We start from the raw sequence: 18,805 nt of genomic DNA on the forward strand, positions 1-18,805 counted from the left end.
ACAACGGTTCAATGCGCGCCCACAGACTATCAGACAGCTCCCAACTTGCAACGTCGGCGTATCGCGTCCCACTGGTATTATCCATATCCCTATTATGGCTCGTTCCGTAAGTTTAGAGATAGGTTCTTAAGCGCGGCGCGGCTGCGCTACATTTCAATTCGCGCGCGACTATAGGCAAATAAGCTGAGAGAGGGATGAAGGCCGACAAAAAACAAGCGGACGAACCGAACGTCCGTCCGCTCAGTGAGCCGCGAGGGACTCGAACCCCCAACCAATTGATTAAGAGTCAACTGCTCTACCAATTGAGCTAGCGGCCCACGATCTCCTTCGGCACACATTATACCAGAATTGCGCTCAACGCGACCACCAGTCCTTGCGCGAACGGGGATCGAGGAAGGCGCCGCGGTCGCGCACGGCGACGATGAGCGAGCCGATGGCCGTGCCGAGCGGCTGGGCATTGCGCACGGCGGGGAGGTGGCCGGTGGCGCGCCGCCCGTTGTTTAGTTGCGCGCGGTAGAGCGCGACCAGGTTCGGGTCCACGCACAGGTTCAGCAGGTGGACGACGTAGCCGGCGCTCACGTCGTCGTGTCTTGAGAAGCCCAGCGTGAGTTCGCGTTCGTCGGCGAAGAGCACGAGCGCAATCGCGCCGCTGCCATAGATGACCGGGCCGCGCGACGGCGGATAGATCGTTTCGCCCGGCGTGGCTGCTAGCTCGAGCGCAGCAGCCGGCCAGTCCAAGTTCAACCCGCCGCGCCGGCCATAGGGTTCGCCTTGGCCTTCGTCCCATATCCAGTCGAAGCGCAAGTATGCGCGCAGGAGGGTCGGCGTGCGATTGGCCGGGAACAGGCCGTGCAGCTTCGGCGCGTCGGGGTCGGTGGGGCCGTCGTAATCCACCAGCGTCGGCGGTGTATCCGTCGGCGCAATCCCGAGCACCGAGAGCCGCAGATCGGCGTTGTGGTCGGTCAGCGCGTTGTTCTTGTAGGGCGGCCCTTCGAACGGCACGAGGTCGTAGCCGGAGGCGACGGCCGGGCAGGCAGCGCTGCTCGTTGAGAGATCTTGCGCGTTGGCGGCGCCGGCGAACGCGGGCGGCGCGGCCTCCGTCGGCGTGGGCGTAGGGGCAAAGGTGGGGATGGGCGTCGGCGTGGGCGGCGGCGTCTGCGTGGGCGGGGGCACAACCGCCGGTTCGGGTGTTGCGGTCGCCGATGGCGCCGGCGTCGCGCTCGGCGTCGCAATGGTCGGCAAAGGCAGGGTGGGTCGCGGCAACGGCGTCCAGGTGGGGAGTGGCGTCGCCGTTGGGTAGTATGTTGCCGGGAGAGGTTCGTTGCGCGGTGGGCTGAGCTCTGATGTGAACGGGGCGCGGATGCTGAGCGGCGCGCATGCAACGAACCCAAGGATGGCGCCGAGCGACGCGCCGAGGACGATGGGCTTCGCCATGCGGCGCTAACTCTACCATCGCCGGCGCGCCCCAACTGGCGCCGATGTTGGGATCGGTCGCGGGCGTTGTCCCACGCGTCTGCGTCTAGCTGCGCAGCGATTCATCCACCAGCGCGAAGCCATGCCGGATGATGCTCTCTGCGTCAATGTGGAAGTAGCGGTATAGATCGGCGCGGTAGCCGGATTGGCCGAACTTGTTCACGCCGAGCGCGCGGGTCTTTTGGCCGAAGACGCTGCCGACCCAGGCCAGGGCATGCGGCGCGGCGTCGTGGACGGTGAGGATGGGCGCGCGTCGGGCGTCGGCGGGGATGAGCATCGCGAGATGATGCGCATCATCGCCGCGCTGTTGCGCTGCGTGCCAGTCGTCGTAGGCGCGGCGCGGGCTGGTGAGGTTGATCAGGTTGACCGACGCGCCTTCGCTCTCGAGGTAATGCGCGGCTTCGAGCGCCTCGGGCAGCATCACGCCGGTGGTGACGATGTGCAGCGCCGACTGCGGGTCATGGGGAGCGGGGGAGCGGTGGACGACGTAGCCGCCGGCCAAGAATTGCCGCCGGAGTTCGTCCTTGCCTAGTCGCGCCATCACCGGCTCGAGCAACGCTTGTTCGATCGGCTTGGTGGAGAGCCGCAGGTATGACGAACGGCCCTGTTGCCGGTCGCAGCACTGCTTGAGCGCCTCGCACAGCGCCCATTCGACCTCGATGGCGAAGGTCGGCTCGTAGTAGTCCAGCTCGGGCAGCTCGATGCCGAGCGAGGGGGTGACCGACGATTGGTGCGCGCCTCCTTCTGGGGCCAGCGTCACGCCGCTGGGCGTGGCGACGAAGATGAACTTTGCCCCTGAGTACAAGCCGTAGATGATGGCGTCCAGCCCGCGGCAGACGAATGGGTCATAGACCGTGCCGATGGGGAAGAGCAACTGGCCCATGAGTTCGTGCGCCATGCCCATCTGGCCGATCAGCGAGAACAGGTTCATCTCGGCGATGCCCATCTCGATGTGCTGTCCAGCCCTGCCAAGCTGCCAGTTCAGGATGCGCGCGCGGCCGGCTTCGTAGTCGGTGGCCTCGCGCAGGGTGAACGTGCCGACTTTGTTGATCCATCCACCCAGGTTTGTGCTGACCGAGACGTCCGCCGACGAGGTGACGATGCGCGCGCCGACCTTGGGCACATCGGCCAGGCGCATCATGGCGCGCCCGAATGCCTCTTGCGTCGAGACGATGGGCATCGCGGTGGCGTTCAGTTCATCCGGCACGTCCGCCGCACGCACAGGCGTCGGTGGGATGTCGCGGGCGCGCTCTTTGAGGCGCAGGAATTGGCCGCGCTCCGCGCACAGGCGTCCTTCCGGTGAGTCGGGGTCGAAGCCGTCCCATTGCGTGGCTTCGGTCAGTCCGAGGGAAGCGCGAAGCTCGTTGATGCGCTCGGCGCTGAGCAGCGCCGCGTGGTTAGCCGGATCGCCGTAAATCGGCAGGCCGTAGCCTTTGATGGTGTAAGCAAATATCACGCTGGGGCGGTCGGTTGTCCGTTCGGCTTCGCGGAGCTGATCTATGAGCAATCGCAGGTCGTGGCCGCCGAGGTTGCCGAGCAACGCCGGCAACTGCGCATCGCTCACGTCGCGCAGGCAGCGCAGGATGTCCTGGCCGTAGGGTCGTCGGGCGAGCGCTTCGCGGACGGTGGCGCCGTCGCTGCGGATGAGATGCTGGTATTCCTCGTTGCTCATGTCGTCAATGCACTGACGCAACGCCTCGCCGCCGGGGCAGGCGAAGACGGCTTGCAGGTCGTGGCCGTATTTCGCTTCGAGCACGCGCCATTCGCAATCGGCGAACAGCTTTTTGAGCTTGGCCGCGCGCACGCCCGGCGTGATGCGGTCGAGGCTCTGCCGGTTCAGGTCAACGATCCAGATTGTGTTCGGCAAGCGCTGCAGTTCCTCCTCGATGAGCGCTTCCCAGATGTTGCCTTCGTCCAGCTCGGCGTCGCCGCTGATGGCGATGAAGCGATTGGCCGTGGTGTGGCCGAAGTGCGCCTCGGCGTATTGCTGCACCAGCGCGGCGAAGGTGGGGGCAACCGGCCCCAAGCCCATCGAGCCGCCGCTGAAATCCACCGGTGAGACATCCTTGGTGCGGCTGGGGTAGGACTGGATGCCGCCGAATTCGCGTAGCCGGGTGAGATACGAGCGCGGCAGGACGCCCATCAGATACATGGCGGCGTGGAAGGCCGGCGCGGCATGGGGCTTGACCAGCACGCGATCGGTGGGTTTGAGGAAGTGAAAGTAGAGGGCGGTGAGGATGCTGACCGACGACGCGGCGCTGGCCTGGTGGCCGCCGACTTTAGTCTTGTCCGGGTTGGGCCGCACGTTGTTGGCGTGGTGAATCATCAGTGTGCTCAGCCAAAGTAGCCGGCGCTCGATGTTTTGAAGGATGGGGATGCTGACGGTGGTGGCGATGGTGTCAGCAGTGTCAATAGGGTCGGTGGCGTCGGTCGTCGGGATCTCTCGTGCAATCGTCATGGCACTCCTCGGTCGCTCACTTCTTCAGCAGAACGGTCATCTTCCTGGCTGCCTGGCCCAGGTGTTTCGCCAATTGGTCGGCAGCGAGGTCGGCGTTGCCGCGCCGGCAGGCGCGCAGGATCACGCGGTGCTGGCGCTGCGCCTCGGCGTGGTAATCCACGCTGGTCAGGTAGATCACCACGTAGCGTTGGACGTTGGTGTGCAGGGCGCGGATCGCGTCGAGCAGGCGCGGCATGTTGCACGGGCGATACAGCGCGGCGTGGAACTCCCAATTCAAGGCGCTCCATTTCAGCGCGTCGCGCTCGTCGTCCATGATGGTGATCAACCCATCCAGCCGGACGAAGTCGGCGCGAGTCATGTTGGGGATGGCGCGGCGCAGCGCCAGCGTCTCCAGTGCGATCCGCATGGCGTAGATTTCGTCCACCTCGTCGGCGGAGAGTTCAGAGACGACGGCGCCGCGATTGGGGTAGAACGTGACCAGCCCTTCGGCTTTGAGCTGCAACAGCGCCTCGCGCGCTGGGATCTTGCTCACGCCGAAGCGCGCGGCGACTTCGTCCTGCGGCAGTGGCTGGCCGCCTTTGTATTCGCCCTGCAAGATCGCTTGTCGCAATGCAGCGGCGATCCACTCCGAGGTGGCGGTGCCGGTGAGCCGAGGGCGGGTGAAATCGGTCAAAGTGTATGCGATTGTACGCGTATACGGTTGTACGACAAGTCGCCTGCTAAGAAACAGCAGGCTTGCCTTTTGTGGGACAGCCTTTCAGGCTGTCTAGGACAGGCCGGAAGCCCCATCCTATGTTTGGCTGTTTCATGCGGTTGGAAGGCAGGCCGCGCCTGCCGGGGGTGTTGCGGAAGACGAAGGCAGTGCCGTGGTTTACCCTGGGCGCGTGCAGGATTCTATAATCTCGGTTCGTCATGAAAGCGCTTGAACAACGTATCCTGGCCGAGGGCCAGAACATGGGGCAGGGCATCCTCAAGGTGGATTCGTTCGTCAATCACCAAGTGGACCCCGTGCTGATGATGGAATGCGGCAAAGAGTTCGCCCGGCTGTTCAAACACCTGGATGCAACGAAAGTGCTGACCTGTGAGATCAGCGGCATTGCGCCGGCGCTGGCCACCGGCTACGCGCTGGGCATCCCCGTTGTCTACGCGCGCAAGACCAAGCCGATCACCATGCCGGATACGGTCTTTCTCACCACTGCGCCCTCGCACACCAAGAAGCGCGATGTGGAGATCATGGCCTCGCCGGAATATCTGCGGGCCGGCGAGCGTGTGTTGATCATTGATGACTTCCTCGCCACCGGCCAGACCATCCTGGCGCTGGCGCGCATCGCCAAGGCGGCCGGCGCAGAGATCGTCGGCATCGGCGCGTTGATTGAGAAGACCTTTGAGGGTGGGCGCGCCGCGCTGGACGTGCTGGGCGTGCCGATTGAGTCGCTTGCGCGCGTCGTGGATATGAGCGCGGGGCGGATCGTCTTTGGTTAAGATGTTGTGCGTGAGAGCGACACAGTGCCGCGCGCGCGTGCTTGCCTGCGCGGCGGTGACTGTTGTCCTAATGGCAAGTCCCACCATGGCGCAGGGTGAGGCCAGGGCGGTCTTTGGGCTGCCCTTTGCCGAGCCGCCCGGCCCAGACACTTGGTTGCTTGGCCAGGTGTATGGCAACACCACCGGCGCGTTCGCGCGGCGGCGGGAATGGTATCGCGCTGGCCAGGGCATCCACTTCGGCATTGACTTCTCGGCGCGTTGCGGCACGCCGATCGTCGCCATCGGCGATGGGGTGGTGCTCAAGGTGGATGCGCCGGAGCACGGCTCGGCGCCGCACAACCTGCTCATCGCCCATCCCAACGGTTACGTGTCGCTGTATGGTCATTTGCTGGAGCGCCCGCCGCTGCGCGTCGGCCAACGGGTGCGACGCGGCCAAGTGATCGGCTTGACCGGCGACCCGGACCTCACTTGCAACTCGCGCCCACATCTGCATTTGGAAATTCGCGATCGCACGTTGGGCCGCGCCTTCAACGCGCATCGGCTGATTGACGCTGACTGGGACGCGCTGATGCTGGTCGGCGCGTTCGGGCGCGGGTTTCAACGCGACCTGGACGACCCGCGCAAGTGGCAGAGCGTGTACGACCAGCCGGATATTCGCTTCGGCCGGCCGCTGATCAACGAATTCAGGAACACCTGGCCAAGGGATTGGAACTGAGCCGTGAGTCAGCCTTACGCTTTCCTGGCGGCTTGCGCGCTGATGGGTTTTGCGAGCGCAGCGCTGGTTGTGTCGAACGCAGCCGCGCAAACGAGGCCGGCGGGGTCCGCCTCTGCGCCTCGGCCGTCGCCGGCCTTCACGCAACTCACCGACGACGGTTGCTGCACGCAGCCGTTCTTCTCGGCGGACGGTCACCATGTGCTCTTTCTCGATAAGCCAACGGCGACGGCGCCGGTCGGCATCTGGTCGGTCGCGGTAGATGCGCCGCTGTCGCCGCCCACCTTGTTTACTGAGCGTCTCGGCCCGTTCAGCCGCGACCTGTCGCTGGCGCTCGACCTGCAGAATGGCCAAACGGTTATCGAGCGGTTGCGCGATGGCAAGCGCTGGACGGTCAACAACGGCGGTCGCCCGGTGATCTTCTCCCTCGATTCCAAGCGCATCGTGTGGACGGTGCTGCAAGAAGTCGGCGGATTCGACGTGCGCCGTGCGCAGATTTACGTTGCCGACGTGGACGGCCGCAATGCGCGACGGGTCGCGACGCGCTTCGGCGGCGGGCCGTTGGGCTGGCTGCCGGACTCGAAGCATCTGCTCATCGGTGGGCGGGCGAATCACAACGACCCCGGCCCGACGTTGAGCGTGCTGAATGTGGACACGGGCGCGCTGCGCGATCTGGTCGCTGTGGAGCGGTTGCGAGGCGCGTCCATTTCGCCGGATGGGCGCATGCTGGCTTACTTCGTCGCCCAGGCGCGCGATGCGTCGCAGAACGGCATGTATCTGCTCGACCTGACGCATCCTTCACCCGTCCCGCAGCGCTTGAATTTCTTTGGCGCGTTCCGCTGGCGCGACGCCCGCCGTCTGCTCTACATCCCACTGCGGCCCGGCGCGCCCGGCGACGAACTGTGGCAGCTTGATGTGGCCACCGGACGGACGGAGCGCTTAATCGCCGCCGACGCCGGCTCGCCGTTCAAGATCGCTAATGGCGACTGGGACGTGGCGCGCGACGGCTCGAAGCTCGTCTTCCTCTCTGCGCGCGACCGCAACCTCTGGCTGGTGACGCTGCCGTAGCAGGGCGCATACCCGCTACATCGGCACGACCAGGTCGCGGTCGAACTCGGTGAGGCGCTCGAAGCGGCCCTCGGGGTTGCACCAGTAATCGTCTTCGACGCGCACGCCCCAGCCGCCGCGCGGGTCGTCCGGGTAATACAGGCCCGGCTCGTTGCACACAATCGTGCCCGGTTGGAAGGTCTCGTCCGGCCACAGCCCTTTGAGGCTCATGTGCGGCGGCTCGTGGACTGCGAGGCCGAAGCCGTGGCCGAGGCTGTGCATGTAGCCGCAGGTCGTCGCGAAGTTTTGGCGCAGGGTGGGGTGTCCATGCGCCTCAAATAGGTCGCATACTGCTTCGTTGAAGGTGTAGGTCAGGTCGGTTGTGTTGAAAGCGGCTTCGGCCATGTCGTGGGCCTGCATCACCAGCTCGTAGGCTTGCCGGATATGGTCGGGCGCGTCGCCCAGGCACCAGGTGCGGGTGATATCGCTGTAGTAGCCGCCGGGGCCGCGCGGGAAGATGTCGAACACGATGGTGCGGCCAAGCCGGATCGGATCGCCCGGCGTGCCGGCGCTGTGGGGAATGCCGGCGTCGCGCCCGATGGCGAAGATGCAGTCTTGGATGTCCAGGCCCAGCCCTACTGCCTCGCGCCGGATGAAGCGTTTGACGTCCGCGACGGTCAGCGGGCTGCCGTCGGCTTTGATGAGCGTCTCGTCGGCGACGCGGTGGCTGCGCAGAAAGTCGCGCGTCGCACCGATGACTGCTTCGGTCAGCCGGCAGGTGTGGCGGATGCGCGCGACCTCGTCGGCGTCCTTCGTCAGGCGCGCTGTGCTGATCAGATCGTCTTCCTGTTCGGTCACCACCTCGCACACGCCTTCGCGGATGAGCGCGCTGAGGAAGTTGAACGAGGTGTTGATGTGATCGGCACCGTAAAACGCCACGCGCCCGCCGACGCCGAGGTCGGCGAATATGCGCCGCCACAGTTCGACCTCGGCGGCGAGGCGGTTGCCGTTCTTCTGTCGGATGATCTGCGGCAGTGGGTAGTCGGCTCGGTTGATGAGTTGCAGGCCGGTCCGCGCGGCCTCTTCGCGCTCCATGGGGTGGTGCGCCAGGTAGGTTTCCGTCGCATCCGCGCCGCGTCGCTTCACGATGACTGCGCCGGTGGTCACGTGCGCGTCGCCGACAAAGTAGGTGAACGGCGCGTTGGCCCGGCCGAAGCCGTCGGGCCCGATGATGACGAGCGCATCGAGATTGCGCGCTTGCATCAGGCGGGGCAGGTCGGATTTCATGGCACGGACAGTATACTGACCGATGCTCACCGCCGCGCAATCGGCAAATGGAGGCGATGCTCGATCTGCGCCACAACGGGGTTGCTGTCCACGGCCACGGGCAACTCAGTCGCGCCCGCTTGCGCCACGTTGAGGAGGGCGTTGCCCGACGACGCGCCGCCGGCCTGAGCGGTGATCGTCACGACTGTGTTGTGGCCTACCGACAGGCTGCCCACGGCGCACGTCACCACGCCGCCACTGTGCGCGCACCCCGCCGAGGCCGAGACGAAGCTCAGCGCCGCCGGCAAAGCGTCGGTCAACACCACGCTGGTGGCTGCGGCCGGCCCGTGATTGGTCACCACCAGGGTGTAAGTCACCCATCCGCCTTGTCGCACTGCGCCGCCGGCGCCCAATGTGTAGGTCTGCGTCTTGCTCAGCGCAAGCTGGGCAAGCGTAGGGCTGAACACAGCGGTCAACGCACGATCACCGGTGACGACGAAGCTATACGTTGGGCTGGTGCTCACCACATTGCTCAGCGCATCCTGCCAGTGCAGGAAGACGTAGCCGGCGTTGGGCGTCGCCGTGATCGCTGCCATCTGCCCATAGGTGTAGGTGCCGCCGCCACTCACGCTGCCGCCCGCGGCCGGCGCAGCGTTCAAGAGCACTTCGTGCCGGCTGGCAGCGATATGAATGGCAAAGGCATCCATGGCGTTGAGCGTTTGGTTTTGGATGCTGCCGTCTGCCTGCACCACAATCCACTGGTTGAGCGGCAACGGCGCGCCGGTGTAGTAGTCCACGCACCAGCCGTTGACGAAGGCGTAGCGGGTCACGTCGCAGTAGTAGCCGGCCGGCAACGAGGTGGTGTAGGTGCGCGTGTTGGCCGTGTTGGTGCGGTTGATCGCCACGTAGCCTTTGCCCCCTCGCCCAAACGCAATGTGGTTGGGCGAGATGTTAACCCAGCCGCTCACCGGTTCGCCCTGCGTGGTTGCGCGGAAGCCCACCATGCCGGCAGTTGAGGGCCGGCGATGTTCGCACACCCATTTGCCGTCCTCATACGTGGCCGAGCAGTTGGCCGGCCAGTCGCCGATGGTCTGTGTGACGCTATACACCGGGCGCGTGTTCGGGCCGCTGCCGGCGGTGTAGGGTGGATCGGCGCTGGGCGGCCCCTTGCTGTCGCCGGCGCTGCTGTTCGGGTCGTTGCTCCAGTAGTAGCTGGACATCACCGAGACATAGTTGCCGTAGGGATGCGCCAGGGCGAAGACGTTGGCCAGCACATGCGCCGCGCCGTCGCGATGATCCACGATGCACCCGCCGCCGGCACCGTGGCCGCGCTGATTGTCGTGGTTGTCGGTGAACACCACGGCAAAACGGCTAGGCAGCCAGTGGCCGAGCGGGATGCTTTGCAACTGGCTCAGCGCGCTGCCGGAGCAGTTGTTGAAGGCTTCGCCGATGCGGAGGGAATAGTAAAACTCGGTCACGTCGCCGTAGGGCGAGTATTCCAGGCTGCGCACGCGCTCGCTGGGGTTCACGTCAATGACTTCGTTGAAGACGTAGAAGGCGCCGGTGACGCCGGCCAAGATGGCGCCCACCTCGTGCGCCGGCATGTGCTTGGCTGCGTCCACGCGGAACCCTTTGACGCCCATGTTCACCAGCGCCTGTAGATAGTTCGTGATGCGCGACCGCACACCGGCATCGCCGGTTTTCAAGTCGGCCAGGTTCACCAGCTCGCAGGTCTGCACTTGCCGGCGGTCGGTGTAATCCACAATGTCGTGTGCATCGCCGTTGGTGGCGCTCGGATTGGTGCCGCAGTAGTTGAAATCCGACGGGCCGAACAGGCCGGGATAGGTGTAGTGGGAGTAGCTCGTGCCGGCCGTGCCGGTGTTGGTAATGGTGTCGGGGTGCAGGCCGGTCATGTGATTGATCACCGCATCCACGATGACATCCACGCCCAGGCTGTTGCAGGTGCTCACCATGCCTTGAAATTCGGCCAGCGTGCCGCTGCGGCTGCTTTGCAAGGTGTAGCTCACCGGCTGGTAACGCACCCACCACGGGTAGGCGTTGGCCGGATTGCCGAACATGTTGGCCGTGGGCGCCACGTGCTCCTGCGGCGGCGAGACTTGCACGCCCTTGTAGCCCTTCTGGGCCAGGAAGTAGCATTCCTTCTCGATGTCCGCCCAGCGCCACTCGAACAGGTGCACGAACACGCCGCCGGGCGGGGCCGGCTTGGGGTCGCCCGCCGGCACGACGGTGATCAACCCATCGCCCTGGTCGTCATCGGCAGGGTTGCCGTTGATGTTGTAGGTGTCTTCTTTCCACTTCTTGTCCTCGCCGACTTTCTGGCAATACGCCGTGAAACCATACGTGCCGGGCGGCAGCGCCTCCAGCGTGGCCTTGGGGAGGGTGACTTTGTATTCGTCGTGGGTGGTCGGCACATCCAGGCCCGGCGTGGGGTTGTAGCTCATCGGCGCGTCCTGCCAGGGGTCGCCGTAGCGCCCCCAGTGCAGAGAGCAACTGATGCCCGGTCCCTGCCCGGGCGAGTCGGTGACGCCGGGTTCATAGACCTGCACGTACACGTCGAAGCCGGCCGGCGCAAAGCTGCCCTGGTTGACGATGTTGGCGACGCCGCCGCGCGGCCACAGCTTGCCCACCCAGTCAATCGTGCTGGGCGACGGGGGTGGCCCACCGCTGGGCGCCTGCGGCGTGACAAACACCGCCGTGGTGCGGGCCGGCACGGTGAACACGCCGGTGGCGCTGTCGAACTGCGCCAGTCCGATCAGCGGGTCATCGTCTGTGTTGTCGGTCAGGGTGGGGTGCAGTTGCACGCCGGTGTTGCCGATCAGCCACGGCAGCGCGTAGGTCTGCGTGATCTTGTGCGCGTTGAACAGGACGACGATGTACTCCCAGTTGGCATCCAGGTCGGGCGTAGGGACATCGCTCAGGGCCATCACGATCAGGCCATCGCGGCTGTTCTCGGTGTTGGTGAACTGCACGCGGGCGGTCAGCTCGCCGGCTGTTTGCAAGCGGAAGAGCGGGCTGCTGTAGCGCACGCGCAGCATCTCGCGCAGGTGCGCGGCGGCGCGTTGCATTTCGGCGGAGCCGGGCTTGAGCGAGGCATTGTTCAGCAGCGGCTGCATCACGCTCCAGCGCGTCTGGTTGTCCCAGGCCGGCGGCAGCCCTTTGGCGAAGTTGTTGTCGGTGTAGGTCCAGTCCACGCGGTTGAACCAGTCGCCGCTGTCGTAGCTGTTGCGGTCCAGCGACTTGCTGCGCAGGATGTCCTGGCCCATGTGGAAGAAGGGCACGCCCTGCGCCAGCGCCGCCAGGCCGGCCGCGACGTTCTGCGCGCGCACGCGGTCGGCCAGGGACGTGGTGGGCACGGTGTAGCTGCCCCCGCCGCACGCGCCGGGGTCGCCAACGCCGTTAGGCAGGCGGAAGACGTTCAGGTCGAACAGCGTCTCGTTGTCGTGCTTCTCCACGTAGTTCACGGCCTCCTGTGGATCGGCGGCGAAATCGCCCAGGCTGCCGCGCAGGCCGGTGCGGATGCGGCCGGTCTCGTACCACAGGTCGCTCTGCGCGCGGTTGGCGTAGCAATAGCCGTTCCAGTCATAGCTTAGGCCGTTGACGAAACCTTGCCGGCGCACTTGCAGCGGGTCGGTGTTGTAGCCGCCGTGAGCGGCATCGCGCAGCCGGTCGTTGAAGACGCCGATGCCCGTGCCGGCCATGGCGCCCATCTTGGCGTGGTTCAGCCCTTTGTCCTTGGCGCTGCCGAAGTCCCATCCCTCGCCGTAGAGATAGAGCGTCGGCTCGATGCCGAGCAAGTCGTTCTTGATGGCCAGCATGTTCGAGACGGTGTGCAGGTTCATCAAGTCGAAGCGGAAGCCGTCCACCTTGTATTCCTGCACCCAGCGCCGCAGCGTGTCGCGCATCAGCTTCTCCATCATGGCGTATTCGCTGGCGGTGTCGGCGCAGCAAGAGGAGGTCTGCACCGCGCCGTTGAGATTCATGCGGTGGTAATAGCCCGGCGTGATGCGATCCAACACGCTCTTGTCTTGTAGGCCAAAGGCGGCAGTGTGGTTGTACACTACATCCATGGTGACGCGCAGGCCGTTCTCGTGCAACGCCTTCACCATCTCGCGGAACTCGCGCACGCGGGCGACGCCATACGGGTCGGTGGCATAGCTGCCGTCCGGCGCGCCGAAGTGCAGCGGGTCATAGCCCCAGTTGAAGCCGTCGGTGTGGCGCGTGGCGCTGATGATGAGCTGGGGCTGGGTGCTATCGGGCGGATAGCCGGTGGGGTTGGGCGTGGGCGCGCGCGGCACGTTATCTTCAGGCACGCTGGCGAAATCGAACGCTGGCAAGAGCTGCACATGGGTCAGGCCGGCCTGGCGCAACTGCTTCAGATGGTTCATCCCGTTGGAGAGCGGGCGCAGCGTGCCATCATAGGTGAAGGCCAAGTACGTGCCGCGATGGTCGGGGGTAAGCACGGTGGTGTCGCTGATGCTGAAGTCGCGCACGTGCAGCTCGTAAATGCTGACATCCTCCGGCGCGGGGAGCGCGGGGCGAGTATGGGCATCCCAGCCGGCCGGCTTCAGATCGGCGTCGTCCAGGTTGACGAACTGCGCGCGCGGGTCATCCGGCGCAGCGGTGTCCGCCGAGAGCGAAACGGCGTAGGGGTCGCTGGCCAGCGTGGTGGTGATGGCGTTCAGCTCCGGCACGTACACCGTGACCTCGAACAGGTAGAACTGACGATCCCAGCTTGCGTCGCCGGTGATGCTCCACACGCCGCTGGATGTATCGAGCGTCAGGCTGTGGACGGTGTAGGTGGTGGTGACAGCATCGGCGTAGCGTCGCAAGGCGACGTGCTGCGCGGTCGGCGCCCACACGCGTAGCGTGGGCGCGCCGCCGCTATAGCTCACCCCCAACGTTTGAGTCCCGGCAGCCGAGGCGTAGAGCGCATCGAGCACGCCCTGGATTTGTGGCTGCGTGGCGTCAATGACCTGATTGCTGCTGTTCAGTGCAGCGACAACCACCTGGCCTTTGAGCAAGGTCGGCACGCTGACCAGATCACCGGCGCTCAGCGTGAGCCGGGCCAGGCCATGCGTGTTGGGATTCTTCGGATAGTGCGCGCCGGTGATCGTGCCCGACAGGGTCAGCGTGAGATAGGGCGAGCTGCTTGTCAGGCCGGCATTCGGCTCGTAATACAGGCGGTAACTCGCGCCGGCCGCGCCGTTCCAGGCGATGACGCCCGGCTCCAGCCAGATGGCGCGCTTGCCCGACCAGGAGAACCCACCCCCGCCGCCGGCCGGCTGCACGGTGTAGCTGAAGTAGGCGTTGTCGGCCTCGTTCCAGGCTGTCTGGTATTGGCTGATGTTGCGGTCGGATGGTGTACCGGAGATGCGCCCCCAGGCAGCGGCCAGCGTGCCATCGCTGGCGTAGATCACGTAGTTCACCACCGTGCCGGTGACCTGCGCCGGGATGGTGCCCACCCAGGTGCGGTTGGGATCGTGATACTTGGAGAAGCTGGCCGTGACCACGCTGCCGTTGGTTTTGTTCGGCGCGCTGCCGTCGGTGGTGTACACGATGTAGATCGTCTTGCCGGTCGTGTCGTAGTTGAAGTTGATGTAGATATCCGCCGCGTCATTTGCGGTGATGGTGGATTGCGCCGCGCTCAGGCTGGTGGCGGCTTGGCGAAAGTTCGGCGGCGCGGTGTAAGCGCGGGGATGGTTGCCATCGGTGTAGCCGATGGACTCGGTGACGAAATGGCCGACGCCGGACCAGCCGGGTGCACTCGTCAGGGGGGATGGGCCGGACAGGCTAACGGTTAGGACAACCCCTACGAGCGCGCTGCGCAATGCCTGGCGAAAACCCGTGGGCAACTTGTCAAACAACATCTCGATTTCACCCCAGACGACACAATGGCGAACTGCATCGGCTCATCGGCGCGTTCGTGCAGGACATCTGCGATGCCGGCGACTGAGACAGAGGGCATCAGTGGCGCAGACTATAACGGGCAAGGCGTCACCCCGCAAGTGACTTGTTCTCTCGACAACCGCTTTGAGGATGTGGCTCGACCGGTTGCAGCACACGATTGGGGATGTGTCTGGAACGCTCACGCTATTGTGCCAACGACGCCGTGTAAGCCATCAGGCCCGTCATGTCATCAGCCCGCCCCATCGCAACGCGCTCAAGACAGGTTGATGGAGCGGCGCGATGAACCACCTCAGCCGCCTGGCCCCAGGTTGCATAACCAGGGTGAGTAGCGTGCTATTGCGGCAACCCTGTCTGAAGGTTTTGCGTTGCAGCGGCGTGGGAAACGCTGTTTGCGCGCCAGGCTTCGAGAATACACCGGTGCACGTCCACTTTCAGATAGACTGTCCGGCTGTGTGCATCGCTCAGACGGGCGGCGCGCTGTTCAATCAGGTGCGCGGCCAGGCGCAGGATCGCTTCTGCGCGTCGGTCGTCGTTGTGGGCCAACACCTGGTATGTCGTCCAGTACACGCGCAACGTCTCTTCGGCGCCGTCGAGCGTATGGCCGTTCAAGAGATGCGCGGCGATCGGCTCCACCCAGGCTGAAGCGTCGAGGGTGTCGCCGCGCGCCAGCGCAACGCGGGCCAGGCCGGCGCGCGTCTCTAACGCCAGCATCGCCTGTTCCAGCGCTTGGCGCATCTCCAACGCGCGCCGGTATGCGGCTTCGGCTGCATCCACCTGACCGACGGCCAGCAGTGCATGGCCCTGGAATTCCCAGCCGTACGCTTCCAGCTCAGGGATGCCAAAGTGCTTTGCCAACGTCGTGGCTTCGCGCGCGTAGTGCAGCGCGGTGTCGTGCGCGCCGTTGTGATGGGCGTGTAGGCTGAGGTTGGCCAGCACGACGGTGAGGTGATCGGTTCCGCCCAACTCGCGGCACAGCGCCAGCGCCGCCTCGGTGTGCGCCAGCGCCTGGGCGTAGTCGCCCATCTGATCGCACGAGATGCCCAAGTTGATGCGCGTCACCATTTCGGCGTCGCGATTGCCGCTGGCCTGGGCCAGTTCAATCGCTTTCAAATAGTGTTGCCGGGCCTGTGCGTAATGGCCCTGTGCGTCGGCGCGCTGCCCCAGCAGGTCCAGCACATTGGTCTGCTGATAAGTGAGCCGCAACTGCTGGTAGCGTTCCAGCGCTTCATTGAGCAGCGCGTCGGCTTCGGCGCTCGCGCCGCGCGCGACAAGCACGGTGCTGAGGTGCTCCATCATTTTGGGGATCAGCAGGTGATCTTGCGCGCGCCGGGCCAAGGCCAGGGCGGTGCGAAAATGGCGTTCGGCCGGCTGCCAGCGGCCTTCGCGGAAGTCGAGCGCGCCGGATTGCCGCCAGTATTCGGCCTGCGCGCTGAGGGCGTCTGGATCGGCCGGCTGCTCCTCAATTGCTTGCAGCGCGGCCTGCGCGTGATCGAGCGCCTGGCGCGCGCCGTCTTTGCCGTGGTCGCGCAGTTCTCTGGCGAGCCGGCTCCACGCCAGGATGATCAGCGCCCGATCGCCGATGCGCTCGGCTAGCGCGGCGGCCTCGCGCAGCTCGGGCTCCATGTTGGCTTGATTGTCGCGCAGGCTTTGCAGGGTGTCGCGGGCGATGAGCAGCCGCGCGCGCAGCCGGCAGGCGGCCTCATCGTGCGCCGGCGGAGCGATCTGCAGGGCATGGCTCAAGCGGTCTGCGCCGTCGGCCAGCCGGCCGGCCAGGCGATGCAAGGTCTCGTAACTGAAGGCGGCAGCCGATACCCACTCCCATTCTCCTTGCGCCAGCGCCCAGCGCCAGGCGGCGTCCAAATCGTCGAAGCTGGCGATGAGTTGTTCGCGGGTGTCCGCGCTGGCGGCGCTGCGCAGCGCGCTGTGCGACTCGGCCAACCAGCGCAGAAACCACTCGGCGTGTCGGCGCTGCGCGGCCTGTGCGCGCATTGCGCCATCGGGGCCGGCGCCCAGTTTTTCTGCGGCAAAGCGGCGCGTGGATTCGTGCATCCACAGGCTGCCGTCGGCTAGATGGTGTGCGAGCGACTGCTCGACAAGCGCGCTGAGGGTGGCGGCGCTGCCGGCCAGATGCACGGCGGCCTGGGGCGGACAAGGCGCGCGCAGCACGCTGAGCGCGGCCAGCGCCTGTTGACCGGCTTCGCCCAGCGTCTGCCACGCCGACTCGAACACTGCCTGCAAGCTGCGATGACGCGCGGGCAGATCGGCGATTGGGATGCTGAGGACGCCGGGGGACTGTTGCACGGCCTGTTGCAACGCCGATAGCCCCATCCCGCTCAGGCAAGCGGCGGCCAGCTCGATGCCCAACGGCATGCCGTGCAGCGCAGCGCAAATCGCCTCGATCTGCGGACGGGCCTCTGGCGCGTTCAGCACAACGCCGTTGCGCTCGGCCAGGGCAAGGAAGAGCTGCGCGCCGGCGCTGCCGGTTGCGCCTTCGATATTGAGCGACACCCCCTCCAGTCGCACCACCTGCTCGCGGCGCAAATTCAGGCGCTGGCGCGACGCGACCAGCGCGGCGCAGCCGGGCGCTGCCTCCAGCAGCTCGCCGAGGAATCCTGCCGCTTCCAGCACGTGCTCGAAGCTGTCGAACACCAGCAGATGGCGGCGCGCCTTCAGCGCAGCCAGGACCTGCGCTTCGGGCGAGCGATGGCCTTGGGCGCCGATCTGGCAGGCCTCTGCGATGTGCCATGCCAGGTGCGATGTGGCCTGTGCGGGGTCCGGCGCGTGGGCCGGTTTATCTTCGGGATGCAGGAAGATGAAACGTGCGCCGTCGTCGAAAGCGAAGCGCATGTGTTGCGCTGCACGGATGACCAGGCGCGTTTTGCCGATGCCGCCTTCCCCGATCACGCTGAGCAGGCGCGTTGCAGGTTGGTTCAGCAAGTCCATCAGCGTGCGCAGGTCACGGCCGCGGCCGATGAACGGCAACTGGTCGAGCGCCTCGGCGCGGCTCTGCCCTGGCGCAGGCGCGCGGGCGGCCGGAGACCACCGGCTGAGGCGAATCGCATCGGCCAGGCGCTGGGTCTCTGGGTCGGGGTCTGCGCCAAATTCTTGTTGGAGCACGCGCCGGCAGGCGCGGTATTGCGCCAGCGCAGCCATGCGTTGGCCCTGATGCGCCAACCCCAGCATCGTGCGGCGGTGCGCAGGTTCGCGCCAGGGTTCGAGGCTCAGTTGCCGCTGGCTGTAGCGCAGGGCAGTGGGCCAGTCTGCTTCCATCGCGGCCCGCTCGGCCAGCGTCTCCAGCGCATCGAGCGCAGCTTGGTGAAAGTGCTCGCGCTGGCCGGCCAGCCAGTCCATAAACAGGCCGCTCTCGACCGATAGGCCGGCCAGCAGATCGCCCGCGTAGTGCGCCACGGCTTGCTGCAAGCGCGCCAGACAATCCGGGCAGCCCGCCGCTCGCCGGTGGGTGTGCGCCCGTGTCTGGGCGATGGCCTGGTCGAAGAGCGCTGCGTCCACCTCCCAATCTGCCGGCAGGATCAGCGTCACCGTTTGGGGGTCGCTGTGCAAGGCCGGCGCAGTGTCAGCCAGGGCGCGACGCATGCGGGTGAGGGTGGTGCGTAGGGCGCTCAGGGCGGCGGATTGCGACGTGTCGGGCCAGAGCAGGGCAGCCAGCGCATCGCGGCGGGCCGGCTTGCCGGCGTTCAAACACAGCCAGGCGAACAGGGCGCGCGCGCTATCGGTCTCGAAGCGGTGCGCCAGCGCGGTCTCATCGCGCCATAGGCCGAACCCGCCCAACAATTGAACTCGCCATCTGCTCATCGTGCAGTCCTGCGCTTCTGGCGCGTTGGACGGACGAGGCGTATGCGACCGCGTGTGTCACGCGCTTGTTGCGCACGGGGATTATATCGAGAACGGTCGGAAAAGGCCTGTCGCTTGCTCAGTTGAACCCCCGGCGATTTGGGTATGCGCGCAGCGGCGCGCGTTGGAGATGAAAGACTCCACACGGCCTGCGCGATTTTGGCAGGCGCACGTGACCGTTTGACGACCGAGTGGACAGTTTCGTTTTTCCAAGGTTGGCCCAACCGGCCATCCAGACGCGCATGCGATGCCCGATCACCCCGCGCCTTGTGTTGCACAGCGCCGCTGCGCCGAATGGGCGGGATGTCGAAGCCGCTTTGCCGTGCTTCCGGGCGCGGCGCTTTGGCGCGCACCGATGCGGCGCGTCGTTGTTCGGCCCGACGCCATGGGCGAGGCACATCTCGCGCTAGGCCGTTGGGGCAGCGGGAGTCAGTCGTCGAGGGGGCTTTTTACGGCGAACCCGCCGCGCTGCAGGACGTGGGTGTAAATCATGGTGGTTTTGACGTCTTTGTGGCCGAGCAGTTCCTGCACGGTGCGGATGTCGTAGCCGGCCTGGAGGAGGTGGGTGGCGAAAGAATGGCGGAAGG

Annotated in this window: 10 protein-coding genes and 1 tRNA gene; 3 read left to right on the plus strand and 8 right to left on the minus strand. The window is 65.9% G+C overall.

The genetic code is table 11. The features are described from left to right. Positions 1-244: 244 nt before the first annotated feature. From GXH28_RS14245 to GXH28_RS14260, 4 genes are all read right to left on the minus strand, one after another. Positions 245-317, minus strand: a tRNA-Lys gene (locus GXH28_RS14245). Positions 318-354: 37 nt separating this feature from the next. Next, positions 355-1,434, minus strand: coding sequence for a hypothetical protein (locus GXH28_RS16755; RefSeq protein ID WP_169239700.1), 1,080 nt, complete (start codon positions 1,432-1,434; stop codon positions 355-357). Between the two features lie 85 nt (positions 1,435-1,519). Then, positions 1,520-3,931 carry a transketolase-like TK C-terminal-containing protein gene (locus GXH28_RS14255; RefSeq protein ID WP_169239701.1) on the minus strand — a complete coding sequence of 804 codons (2,412 nt, stop codon included), beginning with the start codon at positions 3,929-3,931 and terminating at the stop codon, positions 1,520-1,522. Between the two features lie 16 nt (positions 3,932-3,947). Beyond that, complete coding sequence (locus tag GXH28_RS14260; RefSeq protein ID WP_169239702.1) at positions 3,948-4,604, minus strand: GntR family transcriptional regulator; 657 nt, start codon at positions 4,602-4,604, stop codon at positions 3,948-3,950. Positions 4,605-4,843: 239 nt separating this feature from the next. Here GXH28_RS14260 and xpt point away from each other — a divergent pair, with 239 nt between their 5' ends. The 3 genes from xpt to GXH28_RS14275 all read left to right on the plus strand — a co-directional run bounded on the left by xpt (position 4,844) and on the right by GXH28_RS14275 (position 7,193). Continuing rightward, positions 4,844-5,413 (plus strand): xanthine phosphoribosyltransferase, encoded by a 570-nt coding sequence (xpt, locus tag GXH28_RS14265; protein WP_169239703.1) that lies wholly within the window; start codon positions 4,844-4,846, stop codon positions 5,411-5,413. Positions 5,414-5,483: 70 nt separating this feature from the next. Next, on the plus strand, positions 5,484-6,128 hold the full coding sequence (locus tag GXH28_RS14270; RefSeq protein ID WP_240550424.1) for a M23 family metallopeptidase: 645 nt from the start codon (positions 5,484-5,486) through the stop codon (positions 6,126-6,128). Between the two features lie 3 nt (positions 6,129-6,131). Then, positions 6,132-7,193 (plus strand): TolB family protein, encoded by a 1,062-nt coding sequence (locus GXH28_RS14275; protein ID WP_169239705.1) that lies wholly within the window; start codon positions 6,132-6,134, stop codon positions 7,191-7,193. Positions 7,194-7,208: 15 nt separating this feature from the next. Here the strand turns inward: GXH28_RS14275 and GXH28_RS14280 are convergent, their stop codons facing one another. The 4 genes from GXH28_RS14280 to GXH28_RS14295 all read right to left on the minus strand — a co-directional run. Continuing rightward, a complete protein-coding gene (locus tag GXH28_RS14280) occupies positions 7,209-8,459 on the minus strand; it encodes a M24 family metallopeptidase (protein ID WP_169239706.1) in 1,251 nt (416 codons plus the stop codon). Between the two features lie 26 nt (positions 8,460-8,485). Then, a complete protein-coding gene (locus GXH28_RS14285) occupies positions 8,486-14,326 on the minus strand; it encodes an alpha-1,6-glucosidase domain-containing protein (RefSeq protein ID WP_169239707.1) in 5,841 nt (1,946 codons plus the stop codon). 373 nt (positions 14,327-14,699) lie between these two features. Next, on the minus strand, positions 14,700-18,179 hold the full coding sequence (locus tag GXH28_RS14290) for an ATP-binding protein (protein WP_169239708.1): 3,480 nt from the start codon (positions 18,177-18,179) through the stop codon (positions 14,700-14,702). A 468-nt stretch (positions 18,180-18,647) separates the two neighbouring features. Continuing rightward, a partial coding sequence (locus GXH28_RS14295) for a tyrosine-type recombinase/integrase (protein ID WP_169239709.1) occupies positions 18,648-18,805 on the minus strand: 158 nt, incomplete at its 5' end.

Source organism: Candidatus Roseilinea sp. NK_OTU-006 (assembly GCF_012931985.1).
Taxonomy (GTDB): domain Bacteria; phylum Chloroflexota; class Anaerolineae; order J036; family Brachytrichaceae; genus JAAFGM01.

Excerpts from the sequence above, each read along its gene's own strand:
- GXH28_RS14255 (WP_169239701.1), bottom strand. The coding sequence starts at position 3,931 with ATGACGATTGCACGAGAGATCCCGACGACCGACGCCACCGACCCTATT.
- GXH28_RS16755 (WP_169239700.1), bottom strand. The coding sequence starts at position 1,434 with ATGGCGAAGCCCATCGTCCTCGGCGCGTCGCTCGGCGCCATCCTTGGG.
- GXH28_RS14285 (WP_169239707.1), bottom strand. The coding sequence starts at position 14,326 with ATGTTGTTTGACAAGTTGCCCACGGGTTTTCGCCAGGCATTGCGCAGC.
- GXH28_RS14280 (WP_169239706.1), bottom strand. The coding sequence starts at position 8,459 with ATGAAATCCGACCTGCCCCGCCTGATGCAAGCGCGCAATCTCGATGCG.
- GXH28_RS14290 (WP_169239708.1), bottom strand. The coding sequence starts at position 18,179 with ATGAGCAGATGGCGAGTTCAATTGTTGGGCGGGTTCGGCCTATGGCGC.
- GXH28_RS14270 (WP_240550424.1), top strand. The coding sequence starts at position 5,484 with ATGGCAAGTCCCACCATGGCGCAGGGTGAGGCCAGGGCGGTCTTTGGG.
- xpt (WP_169239703.1), top strand. The coding sequence starts at position 4,844 with ATGAAAGCGCTTGAACAACGTATCCTGGCCGAGGGCCAGAACATGGGG.